This is a genomic window from Sphingorhabdus sp., from assembly GCF_044354325.1.
Taxonomy (GTDB): Bacteria; Pseudomonadota; Alphaproteobacteria; order Sphingomonadales; family Sphingomonadaceae; genus Sphingorhabdus_B.
Genome location: NZ_JBILAF010000010.1, coordinates 1 through 22,032, shown reverse-complemented (window position 1 = coordinate 22,032; position 22,032 = coordinate 1). Strand labels below are relative to the sequence as shown.

General features: G+C 55.1%; 20 protein-coding genes and 1 pseudogene. 5 read left to right on the top strand and 16 right to left on the bottom strand.

Going from position 1 to position 22,032, the window contains the following annotated elements:
- Window positions 1–4: 4 nt before the first annotated feature.
- From tolR to ruvB, 4 genes are all read right to left on the bottom strand, one after another.
- On the bottom strand, window positions 5–466 hold the full coding sequence (gene tolR, locus ACIQ0G_RS02005; RefSeq protein ID WP_397576453.1) for a protein TolR: 462 nt from the start codon (window positions 464–466) through the stop codon (window positions 5–7).
- Window positions 467–468: 2 nt separating this feature from the next.
- Window positions 469–1,161, bottom strand: coding sequence for a protein TolQ (tolQ, locus tag ACIQ0G_RS02000; protein WP_397576452.1), 693 nt, complete (start codon window positions 1,159–1,161; stop codon window positions 469–471).
- 7 nt (window positions 1,162–1,168) lie between these two features.
- Window positions 1,169–1,621: a YbgC/FadM family acyl-CoA thioesterase gene (locus ACIQ0G_RS01995; protein WP_397576451.1), complete on the bottom strand. Its 453-nt coding sequence runs from the start codon at window positions 1,619–1,621 to the stop codon at window positions 1,169–1,171.
- Between the two features lie 90 nt (window positions 1,622–1,711).
- Window positions 1,712–2,737 carry a Holliday junction branch migration DNA helicase RuvB gene (gene ruvB, locus ACIQ0G_RS01990; RefSeq protein ID WP_395629401.1) on the bottom strand — a complete coding sequence of 342 codons (1,026 nt, stop codon included), beginning with the start codon at window positions 2,735–2,737 and terminating at the stop codon, window positions 1,712–1,714.
- A gap of 232 nt (window positions 2,738–2,969) precedes the next feature.
- On the opposite strand from ruvB, the gene ACIQ0G_RS01985 reads away from it, so the two are divergent.
- Window positions 2,970–3,287 (top strand): GIY-YIG nuclease family protein, encoded by a 318-nt coding sequence (locus ACIQ0G_RS01985; protein WP_397576466.1) that lies wholly within the window; start codon window positions 2,970–2,972, stop codon window positions 3,285–3,287.
- A 59-nt stretch (window positions 3,288–3,346) separates the two neighbouring features.
- Here the strand turns inward: ACIQ0G_RS01985 and ruvA are convergent, their stop codons facing one another.
- From ruvA to ACIQ0G_RS01960, 5 genes are all read right to left on the bottom strand, one after another.
- Complete coding sequence (gene ruvA, locus ACIQ0G_RS01980; protein ID WP_397576450.1) at window positions 3,347–3,955, bottom strand: Holliday junction branch migration protein RuvA; 609 nt, start codon at window positions 3,953–3,955, stop codon at window positions 3,347–3,349.
- A gap of 159 nt (window positions 3,956–4,114) precedes the next feature.
- On the bottom strand, window positions 4,115–4,585 hold the full coding sequence (gene ruvC, locus ACIQ0G_RS01975; RefSeq protein WP_183939161.1) for a crossover junction endodeoxyribonuclease RuvC: 471 nt from the start codon (window positions 4,583–4,585) through the stop codon (window positions 4,115–4,117).
- Window positions 4,582–5,325, bottom strand: a complete 744-nt coding sequence (locus tag ACIQ0G_RS01970; RefSeq protein WP_183939165.1) for a YebC/PmpR family DNA-binding transcriptional regulator — start codon at window positions 5,323–5,325, stop codon at window positions 4,582–4,584. The genes ruvC and ACIQ0G_RS01970 overlap by 4 nt, the downstream gene beginning before the upstream one ends.
- 168 nt (window positions 5,326–5,493) lie before the next feature.
- On the bottom strand, window positions 5,494–5,736 hold the full coding sequence (locus ACIQ0G_RS01965) for a DUF2312 domain-containing protein (RefSeq protein ID WP_125229489.1): 243 nt from the start codon (window positions 5,734–5,736) through the stop codon (window positions 5,494–5,496).
- Window positions 5,737–5,794: 58 nt separating this feature from the next.
- Window positions 5,795–6,097, bottom strand: coding sequence for a DUF1244 domain-containing protein (locus tag ACIQ0G_RS01960; protein WP_183939167.1), 303 nt, complete (start codon window positions 6,095–6,097; stop codon window positions 5,795–5,797).
- Window positions 6,098–6,177: 80 nt separating this feature from the next.
- Between ACIQ0G_RS01960 and pyk the strand changes: the two genes are divergently transcribed.
- Window positions 6,178–7,626, top strand: coding sequence for a pyruvate kinase (pyk, locus tag ACIQ0G_RS01955; protein WP_183939169.1), 1,449 nt, complete (start codon window positions 6,178–6,180; stop codon window positions 7,624–7,626).
- A gap of 15 nt (window positions 7,627–7,641) precedes the next feature.
- On the opposite strand, the gene queA is transcribed toward pyk, so the two are convergent.
- Window positions 7,642–8,670, bottom strand: a complete 1,029-nt coding sequence (queA, locus tag ACIQ0G_RS01950) for a tRNA preQ1(34) S-adenosylmethionine ribosyltransferase-isomerase QueA (RefSeq protein WP_397576449.1) — start codon at window positions 8,668–8,670, stop codon at window positions 7,642–7,644.
- A gap of 16 nt (window positions 8,671–8,686) precedes the next feature.
- Entirely contained in the window at window positions 8,687–9,322 is a 636-nt protein-coding gene (locus tag ACIQ0G_RS01945; protein WP_397576465.1) for a peptidylprolyl isomerase, read from the bottom strand.
- A gap of 343 nt (window positions 9,323–9,665) precedes the next feature.
- On the opposite strand from ACIQ0G_RS01945, the gene ACIQ0G_RS01940 reads away from it, so the two are divergent.
- Window positions 9,666–12,482 (top strand): TonB-dependent receptor domain-containing protein, encoded by a 2,817-nt coding sequence (locus ACIQ0G_RS01940; protein WP_397576448.1) that lies wholly within the window; start codon window positions 9,666–9,668, stop codon window positions 12,480–12,482.
- Window positions 12,483–12,595: 113 nt separating this feature from the next.
- On the opposite strand, the gene ACIQ0G_RS01935 is transcribed toward ACIQ0G_RS01940, so the two are convergent.
- Both ACIQ0G_RS01935 and ACIQ0G_RS01930 read right to left on the bottom strand, forming a co-directional pair.
- Window positions 12,596–14,356, bottom strand: coding sequence for a putative 2OG-Fe(II) oxygenase (locus ACIQ0G_RS01935; protein WP_397576447.1), 1,761 nt, complete (start codon window positions 14,354–14,356; stop codon window positions 12,596–12,598).
- Between the two features lie 66 nt (window positions 14,357–14,422).
- Window positions 14,423–14,686, bottom strand: a complete 264-nt coding sequence (locus ACIQ0G_RS01930; protein WP_397576446.1) for a hypothetical protein — start codon at window positions 14,684–14,686, stop codon at window positions 14,423–14,425.
- Window positions 14,687–15,023: 337 nt separating this feature from the next.
- On the opposite strand from ACIQ0G_RS01930, the gene ACIQ0G_RS01925 reads away from it, so the two are divergent.
- Complete coding sequence (locus ACIQ0G_RS01925; RefSeq protein ID WP_397576445.1) at window positions 15,024–17,984, top strand: TonB-dependent receptor domain-containing protein; 2,961 nt, start codon at window positions 15,024–15,026, stop codon at window positions 17,982–17,984.
- Window positions 17,985–18,081: 97 nt separating this feature from the next.
- Here the strand turns inward: ACIQ0G_RS01925 and ACIQ0G_RS01920 are convergent, their stop codons facing one another.
- Entirely contained in the window at window positions 18,082–19,752 is a 1,671-nt protein-coding gene (locus ACIQ0G_RS01920) for a tetratricopeptide repeat protein (RefSeq protein WP_397576464.1), read from the bottom strand.
- A complete protein-coding gene (locus ACIQ0G_RS01915; RefSeq protein WP_397576444.1) occupies window positions 19,752–20,492 on the bottom strand; it encodes a 2OG-Fe(II) oxygenase in 741 nt (246 codons plus the stop codon). The genes ACIQ0G_RS01920 and ACIQ0G_RS01915 overlap by 1 nt, the downstream gene beginning before the upstream one ends.
- Window positions 20,493–20,849: 357 nt before the next feature.
- On the opposite strand from ACIQ0G_RS01915, the gene ACIQ0G_RS01910 reads away from it, so the two are divergent.
- Complete coding sequence (locus ACIQ0G_RS01910) at window positions 20,850–21,572, top strand: 2OG-Fe(II) oxygenase (protein WP_397576443.1); 723 nt, start codon at window positions 20,850–20,852, stop codon at window positions 21,570–21,572.
- Between the two features lie 54 nt (window positions 21,573–21,626).
- Here ACIQ0G_RS01910 and ACIQ0G_RS01905 read toward each other — a convergent pair.
- A pseudogene (locus tag ACIQ0G_RS01905) lies at window positions 21,627–22,032 on the bottom strand (ATP-dependent chaperone ClpB); the annotation flags it as partial.

Below are 22,032 nucleotides of genomic sequence, written 5' to 3'. Positions count from 1 at the left end.
ATCGTTAGTTTTCGCCAGATGAACCAGTGGTGACCAAGCTCACGCTATTCAGTCCAGCACGGTTCAGTTCGCCCATCACACGCATCATTTGGCCATAGCTGATCGACGTATCCCCGCGCAGCATGATTTGGCGTGGCTTTGCTGCGTCTTGCGCGCCGGCGATTTCTTCCAGCCGCGCGGGCAGCTCGCTGGCGGGCACTTGCGTGCCATCGATAAAGGTTGTGCCGGATTGATCGATGGCAATTTCGATGGGCTCCTCCGGCTGCTCAAGCGCGTTGGCGCGGCTTTCGGGAAGCTCAACCGGAACGCCGGTGACGAGCATGGGCGCAGTGACCATGAAGATGATCAACAGAACGAGCATGACATCGACAAAGGGCGTGACGTTGATGTCCGCCATGGGCGCGCGACGTCCGCCGCGACGCCTGCCGCGGCCACCGCTTCGGCCCGAAGATATGTTCATGGCCATCGTTAAACCTCATGCTCCAACTCACGCGACAGCGTGCCGTGGAAACCGTCGGCAAAGCGTCCCATGCGGGCTTCATATTGGTTCAGCCGGTGCGAAAATCGGTTATAGGCGATGACCGCCGGAATGGCCGCGAACAGGCCAATGGCGGTCGCGAAAAGCGCTTCTGCAATGCCCGGTGCGACGACGGCGAGGCTTGAATTCTGTTCGGCGGCAATCGCGGCAAAGCTGCGCATGATGCCCCAGACGGTTCCGAACAGGCCAATAAAGGGTGCGACCGATCCTGTGGTCGCCAGAAAGTTCAAACGGTTCGCCAAACGGTCGGTCTCTGCCGCAATCATTGCGTCCATCGCTGTAGACAGCCGCTCGCGCGTTCCGGCACGGTCAATTGTTTTGCCGTTGGTCGAACGCCGCCATTCCGTCATGCCTGCGGCAAATACTTTGGCGACGGGCAACGCGCTTTGGCTATGTGTTTTGGCGAAAGCCGCGATATCGTTGCTTTCCCAAAATTCGCGTTCAAACGTCTCGCTTTGGCGGTTGATGCCCGACATTTTGATCGTGAAGCTGACGATGATTGTCCACGCCCAAATGCTGGCCAGCGCAAGGCCGATGATCACGGCTTTGACCACAAGATCAGCGTCGAGGAACAATTTAATCGGTGAAAAACCCACATTTTGGGTCGCGATGAGCAGGTCCATTATCTTCCTATTCTGCGTGTCGGTGTATGATGGGCTGAAACGCCGCAACCCAATGCGCGGGTTGTCGGCGGGGCTTGCCGTCGGGTGAAACAAAGGCAGCGGTCACCCGCGCCTCGGTCAATATTTCGTCGCCGCGCATGACTGATTGATGAATATCGCAACTTGCCGCGCGCACCGCCTCAACGGTGCTGATAACAACCAACGCATCGTCAAAATGGGCGGGTCGTCGATATTTGATGTTCATTTCGGTGACCGCATAGGCGCCTTGACCGTCCGCATGCACACTTCGCTGGTCAATGCCGACACAGGCTAGCATGTCCGAACGCGCGCGTTCCATGAAATGCAGATAGCGCGCATGATAGACCACACCCGAAAAATCGGTGTCCTCAAAATAGACCCGCACGGCAAACAGGTGCTGTGTGCCGTCGAAATGGCCTTGATAGGGGGTGGGCATGGGCATCACGAATTTTGTTAACCAGTTTAGAGTCCGGCGGGAAGGCTTTTTAAAGAACACATCCGCAATTTGTCGCCTTAGGGACTCAGCGCATCGCTATGTATCAAATAATCCGTCCTGCGATCCTGCTGGCGGGTTGAGACCAAGATGTTTCCAACCCGGCGCGTTGAGGCAACGGCCACGCGCCGTGCGCGCGATAAGGCCGAGTTGCAGCAGATAAGGTTCAACCACATCCTCAATAGTGTCGCGCGGCTCAGACAAGCCAGCGGCCAGTGCTTCGACGCCGACGGGGCCACCGCGATAAATGTCGGCGATCATATGCAGATAGCGCCTGTCCATTGCGTCAAGGCCGAGGGCATCAACCTCCAACCGATTGAGCGCACTATCGGCGATTTTTGCGGTGACGACGGGCTCGCCTGCGACATTGGCAAAGTCACGGACGCGGCGCAGCAAACGACCGGCGATCCGCGGCGTGCCGCGTGCGCGCTTTGCAATCTCGTTCGCGCCATCGGGCGCAATGCCAAGGTCAAGCAAGCGCGCGGCGCGCGTCACCACCAACTCAAGCTCGCTATGCGTGTAAAAATTGAGCCGCACCGGAATGCCAAAGCGGTCACGCAAGGGCGTGGTCAGCAAACCCTGCCGCGTGGTTGCACCGACCAGCGTAAACGCCGGCAAATCAATCCGCACGGACCGCGCCGATGGCCCTTCGCCAATCATGATATCCAGCGCACGGTCTTCCATCGCGGGGTAGAGGATTTCCTCAACCACGGGGCTGAGCCGGTGAATTTCGTCAATGAACAGGACGTCGCCATCCTCCAAATTGGTGAGCAACGCCGCCAGATCGCCCGATTTGGCAATGACCGGACCCGATGTGGCGCGGAAACCGACGCCCATTTCCTTGGCCACAATCTGCGCCAATGTTGTTTTGCCAAGTCCGGGCGGGCCAAAGAACAACACATGGTCCAACGGCTGCCCGCGGCCCTTTGCCGCCTCAATAAACACCCGCAAATTGTCGCGCGCGGCCGCTTGCCCGATAAACTCGGCGAGCGTTTTGGGCCGCAGCGCGGCGTCAATATCTTCCGGTCGCTTGTCCGGCGTGGTGAGGCGGTCGTCGTCAGTCATGATGTTTTATACCGTCGCCCACTATTTCTACCCAAGGGTGCTTGCGCCCTTCCCAGACCGAATAATGCGGTTGGGGAAAGTCCGGGTCTGCAAATGCGCCGGTGGGAATGGCGGAAAGCGGACCGTAGCGACAGGTGACGGCGTGGGGGTTTGAATTCATGTGAAACATTTTACCAAAATTTACGTCACCCTGAACTTGTTTCAGGGTCCATTTTGCCGCACTTTCCAACGCGTGAGAGATGAAAAAACCCCTTGCGTATATATACTTGCAAGCAAGCATTATGGATCGCTGTACATCGGCGTCACGTCCGACCTGCTGAAGCGGCTTTCGCAGCATCGCGGCGGCATGACGCCGGGACATGCTTCGAAATATGCCATTTACCGGCTGGTGCATTTTGAAGTTTCTGGCACGATGGAGATGGCGATTGCGCGCGAAAAACAATTGAAGAATTGGCACCGCGCTTGGAAGATTAACCTGATTAACGCCGAAAATCCGCATTGGGTGGATCTGGCGGTGGGGTTGGGTTTGCCGCCGATAGCGCAGGAATAGTTGCCCGATGGACCCTGAAACAAGTTCAGGGTGACGGATGAGAAATGCAGCGGTGCGGGTCACCGCGAAGCCCGCTTCAGCGCCAGCCGGACTAGCGCATCGAGCGTTGCGTCGGGGCCGAGTTCTTCGACCGCCTGCGCGACAGCATTTCCGGCCTCGCCGGGCTTGAAGCCCAGATTGGCAAGTGCGGACATGGCGTCTTGTGCATGGTTGCCGGCAGCTGCGCCCGTGGCCATCAGTTTCGCTCCGCCGCTGATGCCGGCGAGTGCGCCGACCTTGTCCTTCAATTCATTGACGATGCGGCTAGCCAACTTTGGTCCAACGCCGTTTGCGCGCGCCACCATAGCCGCGTCGCCGCTGCCTATGGCAAGCGCGAGGTCGGCGGGTTCGATGGCAGAGAGGATGGCCAAGCCAACCTTGCCGCCAACGCCTTGCACGCCCGTCAGCAACCGGAACCAGTCGCGTTCTTCGCGCGTGGCAAAGCCGATGAGGCGCATGTCGTTTTCCGACACCTGCATTTCGGTGAATACGGTTGCGAAATCATCCGTCGTGCCCAAGGCGGCAAGCGTCCGCGCGCTTGCCTGCACCAGATAGCCGACGCCGTTGACGTCGATCACCAGATGGTCGACGCCCGTTTCATCAATGCGGCCATATAGCTTTGCAATCATTATCGCGGGTTAGCTGTTCGTTACAAAATCGGCAAGCAAAAGAGAACATCGTGGGAACAGAAACTTTGTTTCCCGCAAAGGCGCGGAGGACGCAGAGATTATAATATATAACTTTATGGGCTAGAAACTCTGCGCTCTCTGCGCCTCTGCGGGAACCCATCAACCCCTAAAGTGATGCGCGTGGGTGATCGCCACCGCGAGCGCATCAGCTGCATCTGGCCCCGCCAGCTTCAGCCCCGGCAGCAGGATGCGGAGCATCGCTTGCACCTGTTCTTTTTCGGCCTTGCCCGTGCCCACGACCGATTTTTTCACCAACCGCGTGGCATATTCGGTGACTGGCGTACGGTTGCGCGCCGCCCCCAACAGGACAACACCGCGTGCTTGCCCAAGCTTCAGCGTCGATTGCGGGTTTTTGTTAACGAACACTTCTTCGACCGCCGCATAATCGGGCCGGAAGTGATCGAGTACAGCGCTCAGTTTCTCGTCCAAAATTACGAGACGGTTCGCCAAGGGCAGCTTGGCATCGGTTGTAATCTCGCCATTGTCGATATGCGAAAGACGGTTGCCTTCCTTACGGATGACGCCCCAGCCGGTCGTGCCCAAGCCGGGGTCGAGACCGAGAATAATCATCCCAGTTTCGCCATCACCTCGTCGGAAACGTCATAATTGCCCCAGACGGTCTGAACGTCGTCATCATCTTCCAACGCATCGATCATCTTAAGCAACGTCGCGGCATTGGCTTCGTCGACTTCGACCAAAACCTGCGGTTTCCATGCGAGCTTTGCGCTTTCGGCTTCGCCAAGTGTCGCCTCGAGCGCCTTGGCAACTTCATGCAGGCTGTCCATCGCGGTCCAGATGCTGTGTTCGTCTTCGCTCGACTCCACATCTTCTGCGCCTGCTTCCAATGCCGCTTCAAAGACGCTGTCGGCGTCGCCTGCGCTGATCGGGTAAGTGATCAGGCCCATACGGTCGAACCCGTGGCTCACCGCGCCGGATGCGCCAAGATTGCCGCCATTTTTGCTGAATGCCGTGCGCACATTGGTTGCGGTGCGATTGCGGTTGTCGGTCAATGCCTCAACGATGATCGCAACGCCGCCGGGGCCATAGCCTTCATAGCGCATTTCATCATAGCTTTCCGCGTCGCCGCCGGCGGCCTTGTCGATTGCGCGCTGGATATTATCCTTGGGCATCGATTGTGCCTTGGCCGCATTCACCGCAAGGCGAAGGCGCGGGTTCATGTCGGGATCGGGCATGCCCATCTTGGCCGCCACAGTAATTTCGCGCGACAGCTTCGAAAATTGCGCCGAACGCTTCTTGTCCTGCGCGCCCTTACGATGTTGGATATTCTTGAATTTGCTATGGCCTGCCATGGCTCTGCTCTTCTCTGGCTAAAGGATATGAAGCCGCGCCCTTACATCAGGCACGCGCCATTGGGCAAGACATCTGCTTCAGCTGAACTTAACCGCAGTCCCGAACGCAGTGTCATCCTGAAACATGTTCAGGATGACACTGCGTTCGGCAATGAAGCCAAGCGGAAATTATGCGAGACCAAGCGCCGATTTGTATGTATCCAAAATGGCTTCCATTTCTTGGCGATCGTCTTGGCTCATTTTGCGCAAGCGTACAATCTGACGCATGATTTTTGCGTCATAGCCTTGGCTCTTGGCTTCGCTGTAAACGTCACGAATGTCGTCGGCGATGCCTTTTTTCTCTTCTTCCAGACGCTCAATGCGCTCAATGAAAAGACGCAGTTGATCGGCGGCGATATTGCCTTCGGCCATGATATTCTCCCTGTGGTGTTGGTCGGTGCCTGCGCACCCGAATCAAGATGACAGCGCCTTAATGCGAAGGGGCGTTTTTCGCCACGCTTTCCTGCATGCGTTGCAATTGTTCGGGCGTGGCTTCGGTCTGATGCTTCGCTTTCCACTCCGCCGCGGGCATGCCGTGGATCAGCGTGCGTGCTTCATCTTTGGTCAGCGCGCCATCCGCCTCCATCACCCAATCGGCGAGGCAATTGCGGCAAAAACCGGCAAGGCCCATCAGGTCGATATTCTGCGCATCGTGGCGGTGCTGCAAATGGGTCACGAGGCGGCGAAATGCGGCTGCGGCCGCCGCGTCTGATATTTGGATGTCCTGTTGCATAGCTATGCGCCCTTTCCGTTGGTGACATGCCGCGTTATGGGGAGTGCGAACGTCAAAATCCATATCGCGGAGCCATTTATATGCAATATCACAAGCCACGTATGCGTAAGGTCCGCATATTGGCGACATTGGGCCCCGCCAGCGACACGCCCGAAATGATCGAAAAGCTGTTCCGTGCTGGTGCCGATGCCTTCCGCGTGAACATGAGCCATGGCGAGCAAGCCGACAAGGCGCAGCTGATCGCCAATATCCGCGCGCTTGAAAAAGCCTATAACCGGCCCACGACAATCTTGGTGGATTTGCAAGGACCCAAGCTGCGCGTCGGCACCTTTGCCGAGGGCAAGGTGGAATTGCACACGGGCGATACTTTCCGGCTGGATACCGACCACACACCGGGGGACGCGCACCGCGTATATTTGCCGCATCCCGAAATCTTTGCCGCATTGGAAGTCGGCGCACGGCTGTTGCTCGACGATGGTAAGCTTGTTCTGCGGGTCACCGAAATCGGGCTGGAATATATCAATACCATGGTGGAAGTTGGCGGCGCATTGTCGAACCGCAAGGGGCTGAATGTCCCTGACGTCGTCATTCCCATTGCCGCGCTGACCGAAAAGGACCGTTCCGACCTTGCCTTTGCGCTGGAGCAGGGCGTGGACTGGATCGCGATGTCCTTTGTCCAGCGGCCAGAGGATGTCGCCGAGGGCAAGAAGCTGATCGGTAATAAGGCTGCGTTGCTGGCGAAGATTGAAAAGCCTGCCGCCATCGGACGGTTGGAAGAAATTCTGGAACTCGCCGACGGCGTGATGGTCGCGCGCGGTGATTTGGGTGTTGAAATGCTGCCCGAACAAGTGCCACCTTTGCAGAAGAAGATTGTGTCGACCGCACGGCGCATGGGCAAGCCGGTGGTCGTTGCGACGCAAATGTTGGAATCGATGATCGTATCGCCGTCGCCTACCCGCGCCGAGGTGTCGGACGTGGCGACTGCAATTTATGATGGTGCCGACGCGGTCATGCTGTCTGCCGAAACGGCGGCGGGCGCTTGGCCGATTGAAGCGGTGTCGATCATGGACCGCATTGCGCAACAGGTCGAAAGTGACCCCGATTTCTACAAGCGCATCCACTTTACCGAGACCCCAGCCGATTCCACCACGGCCGATGCGCTGGCCGAGGCGAGCGGACGGATTGTCGACACCATAGAGACCAGCGCCATTGTCTGCTTCACCTCATCGGGCTCGACCGCACGTCGGATCTCGCGCGAACGGCCATCCGTGCCACTCTTGGTGCTCACCGCCAGCCAATCGACCGCGCGCCGCCTTGGGCTCCTGTGGGGCGCTTTTGCTGTGCGGACCAAGGATATTGGATCGTTCGAGGAAATGGTCGCCAAGGGCAAGCGCATGGCGCTGCGCTATCATTTGGGGCAGGCTGGTGGACGCATTGTCATCATGGCTGGCGTACCATTTGGAACGCCGGGTTCAACAAATGTGCTGCACATCGTCCGGCTGACCGGCGACGAGCTGAAGGGCCATTAACGGCCGTTTGCGCGATCAGGGCAGTAAAAGACTGCTGTCGCCATAGCTATAAAACCGGTATTCTTCGGCGATTGCGTGGGCATAGGCCGCCTGCATCGTCTCACGGCCCATCAATGCGCTTACCAGCATGAACAGCGTTGATTTTGGTAAGTGAAAGTTGGTCATGAGGCCGTTGATGGCCTTAAACCGATAGCCCGGCGTGATGAAGATATCGGTGTCGCCTTCAAACGGGTGCACGATACCATTTTGGTCGGCGGCGCTCTCGACAAGGCGCAGCGAGGTGGTGCCGACCGCGACCAAGCGCCCGCCGTTTTCACGAATGCTGTTGAGCCTGTCTGCGGTCTCGGCATCAATGCTGCCCCACTCGCTGTGCATGCGATGGCTTGTCGTGTCGTCGACCTTTACCGGCAGGAACGTGCCCGCACCCACGTGCAGGGTCAGGGTCGCGGTTTCTATCCCGGCATCGTGGACGGACTGCATGAGCTCGGGGGTGAAATGCAGTGACGCAGTGGGGGCGGCGACGGCGCCGTCCTTTTGCGCGAACATGGTCTGATAATCTTCGGCATCGCGCGCGTCGGTTGGCCGCTTGCCGGCGATATAGGGCGGCAATGGCATAGTGCCCGCGCGATGTAGTAAGACTTCGACCGGTTCATCGCCTTCAAAGAACAATGTAAAACTGCCGTCGTCATGGCGTTCTTCTGCCTTGGCCAAGACGCCTTGGCCAAAATCAATGCAGTCACCAATATGCAGGCGCTTTGCATTGCGGATGAACGCCTGCCAACGGCGCAGATCGATGCGTTTATGCAATGTCGCGCCAATCGTGGCGTCGCCCCTGCGGCCGGTAAGCTGTGCAGGAATAACCCGGGTGTCGTTGAAGATCAGGCAATCGCCCTTGCGCAGCTTTTGCGGCAGGTCGCTGACTGAAGCATCGACCATGTTGCCGTCGCCACCGACGCATAGCATGCGCGCGGAATCCCGCGGGCTAACAGGCCGCAGGGCGATCCGCTCGGGCGGAAGCTCGAAATCAAACAGGTCTACGCGCATGATGATTCCGCAGCGGTTAGCTACCGCTTGGCTGGCCTAAGGCCACGGGCTGCGCGGGAAATGCGGGCGGTGGGACATTGTCTGCCGCAATTGATGCCTGAAGCACTTTGCTTGGGCTTGCGGGAGGTTCGCCGCGTTCAATGGCGTCGACAAACTGCATGCCGGATGTCACGCGGCCAAAGACGGTATATTTGTTGTCGAGGCTGAAGCGCGGTTGAAAGCAGATGAAGAACTGGCTGTTGGCTGTGTCGGGTTCATTCGTGCGGGCCATCGACACTGTTCCGCGCAAATGCGGCATTTTGTTAAACTCGGCCTTCAGATCGGGAAGCTCCGACCCACCTTGGCCCGTGCCTTTGGGATCCCCAGTTTGGGCCATGAAGCCCTCAATCACGCGGTGGAAGATAACGCCATTGTAAAAGCCCTGACGCGTCAACGTCTTGATGCGCTCAACATGCGCTGGTGCGACGGTGGGCAACATCTGAATGGTAACGCGGCCGCCCGTCGACAAATCGAGCACCAGCATATTTTCAAGGTCAGGCGCAACGGGCGCAGGCGCAGTTGCTGGCGTTTGCGCGAGTGCAGGAGCGCCCGCAAGGAACAGCCCGCCTAAAATGAGCGCAGTCAGCTTCGACAAAAATATGCGTGGTAACATCAAAAAGGACCGCCTTTATAACTGAAGTGCCGCTCTCATAACGAACGACGCTGTCGCTGTCATGAACGATTTTCGACCGGCTTCAGGTTGGCCATGGCGAGACGGATCCTGTGGATAAGTTGCTGTTGCATAAAGGTGACAGTCCTGAAGCATTATTGTCATATCCGCCCAATTTGTTGCGCAAGCCTAGGGAATCCGCCAAAGAGACGCCAATCCAGAGAGACTTCACTGCATTTCGTGCGCGCTTTGCCTGCACGATGTGCGTGAAAAAGCTGGGGAGTTTAACAGCCACGAGGACGCGGTAATCCGTTGAATTGGGGGCTTTATTATAGGGGGCTATATCGTGAAAAACAAACGTATCAGCAATTTGAAATACGCCGCAGCGCCATTCGCGCTCGGCCTTGCTTTAATCTCAACGCCATCATTCGCGCAGGACAAAGAAGCCGAAGATATCGTCGTAACGGGTTCGCGCATCGCGCAGCCAAACCTGACCTCGTCATCGCCGTTGGCTGTTACGACCGCTGAGCAAATTGCTGAAACCGGTCTTACCCGACTGGAAGACGTTCTAAACACCTTGCCTCAGGTTGAAGCTTCGCAGACCGCTTTTGTATCCAATGGTGCGACCGGTACAGCTACGCTTGATTTGCGTGGTTTGGGTTCAACGCGCACTTTGGTTTTGGTCAATGGCCGTCGTTTGCAGCCAGGTTCGACCAACTCTGTTGCCGCTGACATCAACCAGATCCCAGGCGCATTGGTTGAGCGGATTGACGTAACCACTGGCGGTGCATCGTCGGTTTATGGTGCTGACGCTGTTGCTGGCGTTGTCAACTTCATCATGAAGAAAGATTTTAAGGGCATTCAGCTTGATGCTGGAGCGTCTTACTACATGCATCAAAACGGCGACAACTTCGTGACTGATCGCTCTAAAGCACGTAATTTCGCTGTGCCTACCGATCTGGCCTTTGACGGTCGTGCGTTCAATGTGGACTTCGCTATGGGGTCTGACTTCAACGACGGTCGCGGAAATGTTGTTGCTTATGCGACATACCGCAAAATTAGCCCCATCAAATGGAGCGCACGCGACCATTCGGCTTGCGCCCTGAACGGCGCGGGAACGGCTTGCGGTGGATCGGCTAACTCACCAAATGCTAACTTTGACCTCTATCCTGTATTTGGTGGAGAAACCCAGTACGACTATAACGCATTTCTGACGCCAAATGCTGGCGGCACCGGTTTTGTGGATGCGTCTAGCAATCTGTATAACTATGGCCCGACAAACTATTTCCAACGGCCAGATGAACGCTATACATTCGGCGCGTTTTTGGATTATGAAGTCAGCGAAAGCTTCCATCCTTATATGGAATTGATGTTCATGAGTGACCGTTCGGTCGCCCAGATCGCTGAGTCAGGTACATTCTTTGCTGAGCCATATAATTTCTCATGCGCTACACGAAATCCTGCGATTAGCGCATCGCAGCAAGCTGTTCTTTGTAATCCAGCAACCTACGGTGCGCCTAGCCCGCTTACTGGTTTTGAAGCCTATATTGGTAAGCGCAATGTTGAGGGCGGCGGCCGTCAGGATATCATTCAGCATGATAGCTTCCGAATTCTTACGGGTTCTAAAGGTGACTTGGGCGGCGGTTGGTCCTATGATGCATCGTTGCAATTTGGTCAGTCTTCACTGAGCAATTCATACCAGAATGACTTCCTTTTGACTTCTGTTGCGGATGCAGTGAATGCAGGAACCTACCTTGTCTGGCAGAATGGCTTGGTCACCCCTGAATTCGCGAAAACCTTAGGCGCAACGGCAACGCGCACGGGCGTTACCAAGGAATTCATCGCCAACGCCTATGTAACCGGCGATCTTGGATTTGCGATTGCAAATGACCCAGTGGCTGTCGCTTTTGGTGCAGAATATCGCAACGAAATTTACAGTGCCGTTTCCGACTATGTGTACGAGCAAGGCTTGTTGGCTGGTCAGGGCGGTCCAACGCCTTCGGTTTCCGGCAAATATAATGTTTCCGAACTTTTCAGCGAAGTTTCGGTTCCTTTGCTTCAGGACAGCAGCCTTGCAAATGATTTGCGTTTGGAACTTGGCTATCGTTATTCCATGTATAATGTGGACGGCGGGGCTTCGCCAAAGACGCATACCTTTAAGGTTCAGCTGAATTGGGAAGTAAACGACATGCTGCGCATCCGCGGCGGTTATAACCGCGCTGCACGTGCGCCAAATGCACCTGAAATGTTCAATCCGCAGAGCATTGGACTTTGGGGCGGCGTAGATCCTTGTGCTGGTGCAACACCCGAGTATAGCCAAGCGCAGTGCGCTCTGACCGGCGTTTCTGCAGGGCAATATGGCCGTGTCTCGGCTAGCCCTGCAGCGCAATATAACGGCTTGTTTGGCGGCAATGTCGACCTGAAGCCTGAAAAAGCGGATACGTGGACAGCAGGTTTTGTTGTGACGCCAGCCAACAATTTGAGTCTGTCGGTCGATTATTACAAAATTGCGATGTCTGATGTTATTGGTGTCTATCCTGCTGAACAGCAGCTTCGGGATTGTGCTACCGGTGCAAATCCAGCGGCATGTAATCGGATTAAACGCTCGCCAGCTGGAAATCTTTGGTTGGGTCAGGCCGGCTATGTCGGGTTGACTAACGATAACCTTGGTGACCGCGATTTCCAAGGTATCGACGTCGCGGCAAGTGCACGTATGCCTTTGGGTTCCGGTTCATTGAACTTCGGTTTGACAGGTAGCTATCTGTTGAAGAAGGAGTATCAGGACTATCCAACAGGTACGCCATATGACTGCGCCGGAATCTTTAGTACGGTTTGCTTCGTTTCCCCTGATTGGCGTAGCACAGCGCGTCTTTCATATAACGCAGCCGAATTGTTCTCAGTGACCGGTAAATGGCGCTTCATCAGTGCGGCTGATGGCCCCGCTGCAAATGGTGCCACCAAAATTAAGGCGCAAAGCTATTTCGATCTCTCGTTGAACGCTGATATCAACGACAATTTTGGAATTAGCATTGGTGCGAATAATATTTTCGATAAGAATCCACCATTGGTCGGCAGTAATTATTCCTCTAATGGCAATACCTATGCAGGTTTCTACGACACGCTGGGTCGTTATGTTTTCGCGGGTATTTCAATAAAATATTGATCTAACGTTCAATATATTGACGAAAAGGCGGCATCGAAAGGTGCCGCCTTTTTTCGTTAAATGTGCCTGTTCAGCTTCAATATTGGCAATTGGTTTGCAAAACCCCGAAAGCCTCACTCCACAGACTTTATGTCAAAGGCTACAGTAAGACGCTCGCCCGCAGGAAACGGGCGTGTTCCATGCCATAGAATGGAGGGGAAAAGCGCTAAACGCCCGACTTTTGGTTCGATCAAAGCCAACGGTTCTAAATCTAGGCCAAGATCATGAGGCGGCTTACCGAGTTCCAGCCAGCCTTCTGCAGAATCTGCTGAAATACCGATTGTATTGGGAAGCGCCACATACAGCGCAGAGCTCATCCATCCCTGGCTGTGATAATGCGCCTCATGAAACCCTGAATTCTGAAGCCTGATGGACCAGCTACCTGTATAACGTACGCTGTGCCTAGGGACGGACAGGAAAGGATGGGCCGGATCCACGGGCGGTAAATCTGCCACAACTTGCATCACGGCGTCATTCACCATTGATCGAAGTTGGACAATTTCGGGATCTGTCCGGGCGAAAAGATGCCCGTCTGTCTGTGTCCCGCCACGCGGGCTCTGGTCCAAAGGATGTTGCGCCATATGTGCATGCAACTGGTTCAATTTTTGCGCGAGCTGGCCTTGCAGAAGATGGAAGTCAGGTATGTCGACATATGTCACCAAGCTGCCCTGCGCGTTCAGCCAGTCCAATCGCGGATCTTCCAAAACCCGCCACAGTGTCCAAACATAAACCCAGCTATCCATGTCGTTAAATTGGGTCGCGTGGCGTTCGGCAATCTCAAGCGCCTTCTCATATTGATGCTTGCGTATCAGATGTCGCACATAGCTGACATGCGGCAACTGCGTCTCGTTAAGACTCTCGAATAGCGTATCTGCATTCTTAAAGTCACCGGCCATCGACGTTATCTCGCCCAATGTGCCACGAAGCAATGGCGGAAGGTCCAAGAGCCCCGCACGCTTGGATGCCATTTCAATCGATCTGGCGCCGCCCTCCATTTTAGCGACATCCTCTAGACAGGACATCCAAAGCATATCGTCCATCGGTAGGCGTGAACACGCCCGCTGATATCCAAACAGCGCCTCATCGGCCTGCCCGGATTGCCAGGCAATTCGCGCTCTTAAAATCCAGCCGGCCCGCCATTCGGGGTGTTGTTCAAGCTGTGCGTCAAGAAAATGGAGTGCGGCCGCGGTCCCGTCTCTATTCCATATAGCGGCGGCTAACCCTTGGGTTATCGAAAAATTGGCAGGCTCATGCTTTCTGGCCAATATATAAGAGGCCACAGGATCGCCGCACCCGCCATCAAGTTCCAGTCGCGCCTTTAAGTGCAAAGCCCCACTTAGTCCGGGCTCAAGCGTCAATACGCGCTCTGCTTCATCCAGTGCCGCAGCTGTGTGATCAATTTTCTGGAGGAATAATGCGTATCGATGACGTAGCGCCGCACTATCAGGGAACATGGCCAGCATAGCATCAAAAGCCGCGATCGCCGCCGTTTCACCAAATTGCCGGTGGATAAACCCAAGACGCGCCATGCAGATATCGGCGCGTTCGGGTGCCCTACGCCATGCTTCGTCAAAACTCTTTTCCGCGTCCTCTATACAACCCAATTTCTCTTGGAGCGCAGCATGATTTGCGCAGACATAGGGATCAAATGGGGGTTTTTCTATGCGCCGTGCGAGCAGAAACTTCGCATCTGCCTCTGCCTCTCGTTGCAAGCTGCGCAGCGCAAGCGCTTGTAAATGAATTACGGCGACATGCTGTCCGATGGCCGCTTCGAGTAACGACAGTTGCTCAAGCGCTTCCTCGCCGCGCCCAGAGTCCAGCGCCTCCTTCGCCATGTTAAATCGATCATTCGGCGAAATAGCGCTTAACAATTTTGTGTAACGCTCATTGAGGGTTCGGTGTTAGCCATCATTCCCTAACTGCGGGCCGCCCTGACTACCGCGCTTCTCGCGCAGTGCCTTGGCATTTTCATCCCGATCCTCGGTCCACTCTGCTTCGGTTTTGCAGACCTTTGTCTTGTTTAAACGGGAACCAGTATTCAGAAAACTCTTGCAAATCTTCTTTTCGGTTTTGCCTGAGGCTTGATTACTTTGACCCTGTCCCAAAGCTGGTGCAGTGGATAAGGCCGCAACCGAGAGGCCAAGTGCAATTAAAAGGTTTCTCACGCAAAATACCCTAAATTGATAGGCGCTTTGCCTATAAGAATGTAGGAAAATTGTCCAGCGTCCTTCGTTGACAGCGTTAAAGCGTCAGCAAATACTACCCAGGGTGCTCAAACGAACTGTGGCATAAAAGTTACATCGGTGAAATATATTTGTAATTTCGCGCCAAATTGTTGCACAGGTCCCCCAAATCCGTAAAGGCGCAGCCAATCCGAGGAATTTCCTCCGCTTTGCGCGTTCCATTTGTGCGCCTGGCGGTCATGGAAAAGCCGGGGAGTTTAACAGCCATTGGACCAGCCGTTATGCGGCCAAACCATGGCATTAATGAAGGAGCTACGCCGTGAAGAACACACGTACAAGCAATTTGAAATATGCTGCAGCGCCACTCGCGCTCGGCCTCGCTTTGATTTCGACGCCGTCATTCGCGCAAGACGAAGCGCCCGCTGAAGAAGCGGCAGAAGCCATTGTTGTCACGGGTTCGCGCATCGCGCGGCCAGATCTCACTGGCACCAATCCAGTAGCGGTGGTTTCAGCAGAAGAATTTAAGCTTTCCGGCGCCATCAACGTTGAGCAGGTAATCAACACTCTGCCGCAGGTCTTGCCAGGCACCACAAGTTTCTCAAACAATCCAGGCAACGGCGCGGTTACCCTCAACTTGCGCAACTTGGGTTCTACGCGAACACTCGTTCTCGTCAACGGTCGTCGCTGGATGTTTTATGATACGAACCAAATCGTTGACCTCAACACGATTCCGCAGTTTCTGATCTCGGGTGTTGACGTTGTTACTGGCGGCACATCTGCCGTTTACGGTTCGGATGCCGTTGCCGGCGTGGCAAACTTCCGTTTGCGTGACGTTCAGGGTATCGAAGCTGGCACGACCTATTCGTTAACAGATCAGGGTGATGGCGAGCGTTATTCAGCCAACATCGCAATTGGTTCGAGCCTAGACGATGGTCGCGGCAATGTAACGATGTTCGCCAACTACACGCGCCGTAAACCAATTTTCCAGGGTGCTCGCGCATTCTCGGCAACAGCAGCTGGCGACGGCTGCATTGTTCCGGGCAGCACGAACCCCGTTACTGAAATTGGTACGCCTTATCCTTCAGGCATCACGGTCTCCACATGTGGCACCCGCGGTGGCCAAGTCGGATTCGTGCCGCAGGGTTCTGCCACGGGACCGATCGGGACTTTTGGATCGGGTACCAGCACCTACATCTTTAACCCCACCGGCGGCGGTTCGCGCGTTTTCAATGATCCAGGCGATCTCTACAACTTCGCTCCAGCCAACTATCTTCAGTTGCCGCAAGAGCGTTATCTGCTGGGTGCCTATGGTAGCTATGAGGTGACAGATGGTCTTGAGTTCTACTCAGAACTAAGCTTCGTCAACAACCGCGTTGCAGCGGAACTCGCTCCGACACCAACTGGTGTTTCGGCACCGTTGTTGATTGCCAGCCCGTACTTCGATGCAGGCACGCGCGCGCTGTTGACGGCCAATGATGCCGCAGAAGCCGTGGCGACCCGCGGTGATGGCTATGCCCAGACATCGGTTTCATATCGCTTCCTGTCGGCTGGTTCACGCAACTCCGAACAGACCCGCCAGGCGTTCCGCTTGTTGGGTGGTTTCCGTGGTGACATCACCGATAATTTGAAGTTCGACATGTTCTATTCGTACGCCCGGACGAGCAATACGCAGATCCAGCAGGGTAACGTTTCGAGCAGCCGTTACGTAAACGCGTTGACTGTCGAATTTGCGCCTGGAAGCACGACCGAGCTTCGTTGTAGGGATGCCTCTGCACGCGCCGCAGGTTGCGTGCCGATCAACGTATTTGGCAGCGGTCTCGCAAGTGCAGATGCGGTCAAGTATGTTCGCGTTCAGTCAACGAACCTTGAACAGTCTGAACTGACCAATGCTGTTGCGTCGGTTTCGGGCTCATTGTTCAACCTCGGCATGGGCGCAGATGATGTCGCGTTCGCGTTCGGTGGCGAATATCGCAAGATGGCGTCGCGTTATATTCCTGATGAGTTTTTGGCATCGGGTGACGTTCTTGGTTTCAACGCTGGTAAGCCAACAAGCGGCTCTTATGATGTGAAGGAAATCTTCGGGGAACTGAATGTTCCTGTCCTTGAAGATCAGTTCATCCATCGCCTAGGCCTGAATGCAGCGGCCCGTTATTCCGACTATTCGCTTTCGGCTGTTGGCGGAAGCTGGACCTATTCGGGTGGCATTGACATCGCACCGATTGAGGATGTGACGTTCCGCGCTCAATATTCGCGTGCTGTTCGCGCACCGAACGTGCAGGATCTTTTTGCGGGCAATTCAACCGGGTTCCCGGCCGCAACCGATCCTTGCTCTGACCGTGGTACCGCTGCATCGCGTACTGATGCCTTGCGTGCCTTCTGTCTCGCTGCCGGTGTTCCCGCAGCGACAGTCTTCACCCGTGCGGTGCAGCCTAATGCGCAGATTCAGGCAGATTTCGGCGGTAGCCCGACGGTTGAAGAAGAAACTTCGGATACCTTCACCGCTGGCGTTGTGTTCCGTCCGAGCTTCGTACCGCGCCTGAACATCACTGCAGACTATTTCAACATCTCGGTTGATAACACGATCGGTGTTCTGGCTGGTGGTGTTAGCTCGGCTCTGTCGCTGTGCTACAACACTATTCAGGACCTGAGCAACCCGATCTGTTCTGTCTTCGTTGGTATGCGTAATACTGCGAACGGCGCTCTCGGTCAGACCTCGGGTGGTAAGAACCCGCAATTCCGGTCGGCGAACGTTGGAAATCTTTCCACCAGCGGCATCGACGTACAGGTTGATTATTCGCTGCCAGTGCTGAACGGCACTCTGGGTTTCTTCTACCTGGGTACTTGGCTCGACACGTATCGGAACACGCCGATTTCTTCGATCCCAGAGCGTGAGAACATTAATGAAGGCGTACATGGTCAGCCTGAGTACCGTCACAATGTTCGCGTGACCTATAGCGAGGGCCCAGCTCTGTTCTCGGTTCGCTGGCGTTATGAAGGTGGCACGCAGGACAGCCGCATCCAGAACGTGTTCAACGGAACGCAGCGTATTGGAACAGACCCTGCACTGTTGCCGAAGCCTTATGTTGGATCGACCAACTATATCGATCTGAGCGCTGGCTTTGAACTGAATGAGAATTTGTCATTCAATGCGGGTGTTAACAACCTCTTCAACACGCAGCCACGTATCCTTGGATCGGCTGCAGAACAGGCCAACACGCTTCCTAGCTTCTACGATGTTTTGGGTCGCGATTACTTTATTTCAGCGCGCTTCAAATTCTAAGAAACGCGTGACATAAAAAAAGGGGGCGGTTGACCGAAAGGTCAGCCGCCTTTTTTGTTGGCGCATCGGCGCCCGCATGCTTGCTAGACTTTAACGGCTAACCCGCAAGGGTGACGTCAAAAGCGACAGTCATTCGGTTTCCGTGAGATATTGGTCGCGTTCCGTGAAACATGGTGCTCGGAAACAAGATACAGTTCCCAACTTTCGGCTGGAATGAGGAAAGCGCAGGAAGCCCAGTTTCCAGATTGGCCGGCGGAACGCCCAGATCTAGCCAACCAGGCCCATCTGGTTGAGTCACTTCGGCCGGCACCTCAAAATAACAAGCCGACGAAATCAAACCTTTGGGGTGAATATGAGGCGCATGTTTCCCGCGCCCGCTTAAGCGAATTGACCAGCTGCTTGTAATGCCCCAGGCCGCTTGGCGCTTCGAGAGCAGGGGGTGCAAAGGATCTTGCTTCGGGAGCCCCCCCCTATAATCTTCAAGAATGTCTAAGAACGCAGCCTTTAGGCGTGCTAACTCTGGTGCGCACCGTGCAAACAAAGCGCCCTTTGTTTGGTTCCCTGATTTAACAGACTGGCCAACAGGGGGCGTGGATGTTTCGTGTATTTTTAACAGGCATTGCTGAATATCAGCGAGCTCGTCTAAACAAAATGGTAGAGCAATTTGCCGAACCAGCCCAACCTGCCCGTGCAGCCAATCATGTCGCGCGTCGCCCTTGAGGCGCCAGCAAATGTCGAGCAGCGACCAGGCTGAAACATCTGCCATCTCAGTCTTCGTAAGATCCAGAAGGCTTCGTTCCGCCTGATCGACCAAGCCAATGCGGATTAGGTTACGACACCGCGCAACCTGCCATTCGGCCTCACCGTGTCGGTCGAATTGCGCGAAGATCTGCTCAGCTTCTGATCCCATGCCCGCTTCGCCCAAAGCGATACAGTGATGGAGCAAGATCGTAGGATTGCTAGGCCATTTCTGATGTGCTCGATGCAAGACATTCGCCGCTTCAGAAAAGCGGTCTACACCAGAAAGAATATGCGCCCAGCCCAGAAATAAGTCAGGGCTCGGATGTGTCAAAAGTGCCTGTTCAAATCTGTGGCCAAACTGATGAACATCCCCCGCGGACCAGAGCATTTCTGCATAAAGACTGTGCCCGTCCACCCAGGCAGGCAGCTGTTCGACGAGTGCGCTGGCACATTCCAATGCTTCATCTTGACGCCCAGCGGCGCTTAAGGCCTGCGTGTAATCCAGAAAAAGCGTAGGATTACCGGGCGAGTGCGCCAGCGCCTCTTCATAAAAGGCAATTGTTTTTTCATCGCCACATTCCAAAGCCAGCCTTGCGCGACCGGCAAGCGCGCGCGCGTTAACGGGATCTATCTCCAACGACTGATCATAGCTGCTGCTTGCTGCCGCGAAGGCACCTGAGAGGCGCTCCGCATTTCCGCGAAGCGCCCAATATCTCGCATTTGTGCTACCTGTCCAACCGTCAACCAATAGCTGAACGGCCTCCTGCGGGCGGCTAAGCCGAAGAAGGAGGATGACGATATTGAAGGCGGCTTCCTCCAAGCTTTGATCAAGTTGCAGGGCGCGGGTGAAAAGGTCTAGCGCTTCCTCGCTTCGGCCAACGCGGGCGTAAAAATTGCCAGCACTATTGGCAAAGCGGGCATCGTTGGGAAAGAGAGCCAGACCCTTTCCGTAGAGTATATCGGCACCTTCGTTGTCACCCTGGCTTGCCAGAGCTGCGGCTTCCTGCGCAATGGAGGCTGGCGTCATCACTGGTCGGATAGCCAACCGGTGATGGCAAATCGACTGTTTGGAGCGAACGGCGGAACGTAGCTCACTTGGTGGTTTTGCGGCACAAGAAAAAGATTTAGTGCATTGAAGCGCGGCCGAAAACCTTCAACCACATCTCCTTCATCATCTAAAAAGAGGAGGTAGCCGCCCCAGTCGGGATGCCAGTTGTCTGGTGCAAGGTTCAGCACATATGCTACGCGCCAGCCCTGTGCGACATGGCTATCCGTATGGAGACCCAAATAATGATTTGCGGCAAATAATGTTGCTTGGGCATCTGCGCGAACCAGTTCCTTGATACCCGTAACATCGCGGGCGAGATTCAGAAATTCAGGTGAATTCAGATGTTCCAGGAGTATTTCATGGGGACCATCCGGGTCCCAACGTTCATTGAGAGCATCAACAATTGGATAATGCGCATAGCGAAATGCATAGCGCCCTTCCGCCGAGAGGGCTTCGGCAGAGGCAGCAGCGCGATTGACACGTTCTACCCCTCCGGCGCTTTTGATGTCATCAGATTTAAAACTTTTTGCTTCAGCCACTGCATTTTCGCCGCTGAATATCGCCATGCTCCAGCGCGTTTGCTGCTTTAAGATCGACAAAAGCTCCATCGCTGTTTGATGGGTTAGGACGTTGCGGATTTGAACCCTGCCATTTTGCAGAAATCGGCGGGCGAGCTCTGGCCGGTTAATGTCTTGGTTGATTTCAAACAGGCTTTTCATCTTTTTGTGTCACTTGATCATTAGAGGAGCGGTCTTGATGAACGATTATAAAATTTAGCACCGTAGGTAATCGGCGTCGAGTTAGTTATCACGATTGTGACATCGATTTCATAGGCATTACGCTGGTGACCGCAGCTGCCATCATGAACATGTTGATTGCCCTGTAGTTGCCCAGCCAAGTGGTTCGGCGGGAGGATAATAGTATAGAGACAGCCACACGGCCGCCGCGGTTGAAACGCTCTAGACCCTGATCGAAGTCGAGTAAGCGAACGTCGCGCACAACATCACCGCGTACTTTACACATATCCATCTGCCTATAGAAGGACGCATAAAATTGAGCATGTGATAAAGGCCGCAATGATGAGGATGAACCCGAGGCTGGACGTATCGGCGCTGGCCAAAAGTTTTCAGGATAATGGGCGCGTGCATATCCCTGAATTTCTGCATGCTGAAGACGCCACGGCTCTCTATGAAAAACTGCGCTACCGCACCGACTGGATGCAGGTGTTAGCGACGACGAACGGTGCGGTTGAACTGGATAGGCCGACGCGTGCACAATTGGATGAAGACCAGATCAAGGCGCTAAATGAAGCTGTTTATGCGCAGGCACGATCCGGGTTTCAGTATCGCTTCGAAACGGCCCGTGTGCCCGATAGTGCACGCGAACGGGCTGCAAATTCCGACATTATTTGCCGCTTTGCCGAATTCATGTCGACGGATCGCGTGCGCGATTTCCTGCGCGCGATCACCGGCTCCGACGCAATAGAATATGCCGACGCACAAGCAACGGCATATGCGCCCGGTGACTTTTTAACGGGTCATGATGATGACGTTGAAGGCAAGTTCCGGCGCGCAGCATATGTCTTTGGTCTGACGCCGGTGTGGCGGTTGGAATGGGGTGGGTTACTATTGTTTCACGGATCAGACGGTCACGTTGATTGTGGATTGGTGCCGACCTTCAATACCCTCAATCTTTTCAAGGTTCCTCAACTGCACAGCGTCAGCGAAGTGACGCAAGCTGCGGCCTATCGCCGATACGCAATTACCGGTTGGCTAAGGGCCGAAAAGCAGCCGGACTGATGTCGATGACTATCAAAATGATCTTGCCAGGACAGATCTCCGCCACGCCGCATCCTATACCGCCAACTTCAACGCCCCATCCCCTTCCTCGACCTTAACCGTGGAGCCATCGGGCACTTCGCCGCGCAGTAGCAGATCCGCCAGAGGATCCTGCAAATATCGTTGAATAGCGCGCTTGAGCGGGCGTGCGCCATATACGGGGTCGTAACCCACGCGGCCAAGCCACGCCTTTGCCTCTTCGGATAAAGCGAGCGTGATCTTGCGATCCTTCAGCAGCTTTTGCACGCGTTGCACCTGAATCTCGACAATCGGTGCCATGTGATTGGCGCCAAGGCGGTGGAACAGGATGACCTCGTCGAGGCGGTTGAGGAATTCGGGCCGGAAATGGCCCCGCACGATTTCCATCACTTGCGGTTCGACCTCTTTCACATCCTGACCATCCTCAAGCGCGGCGAGATGT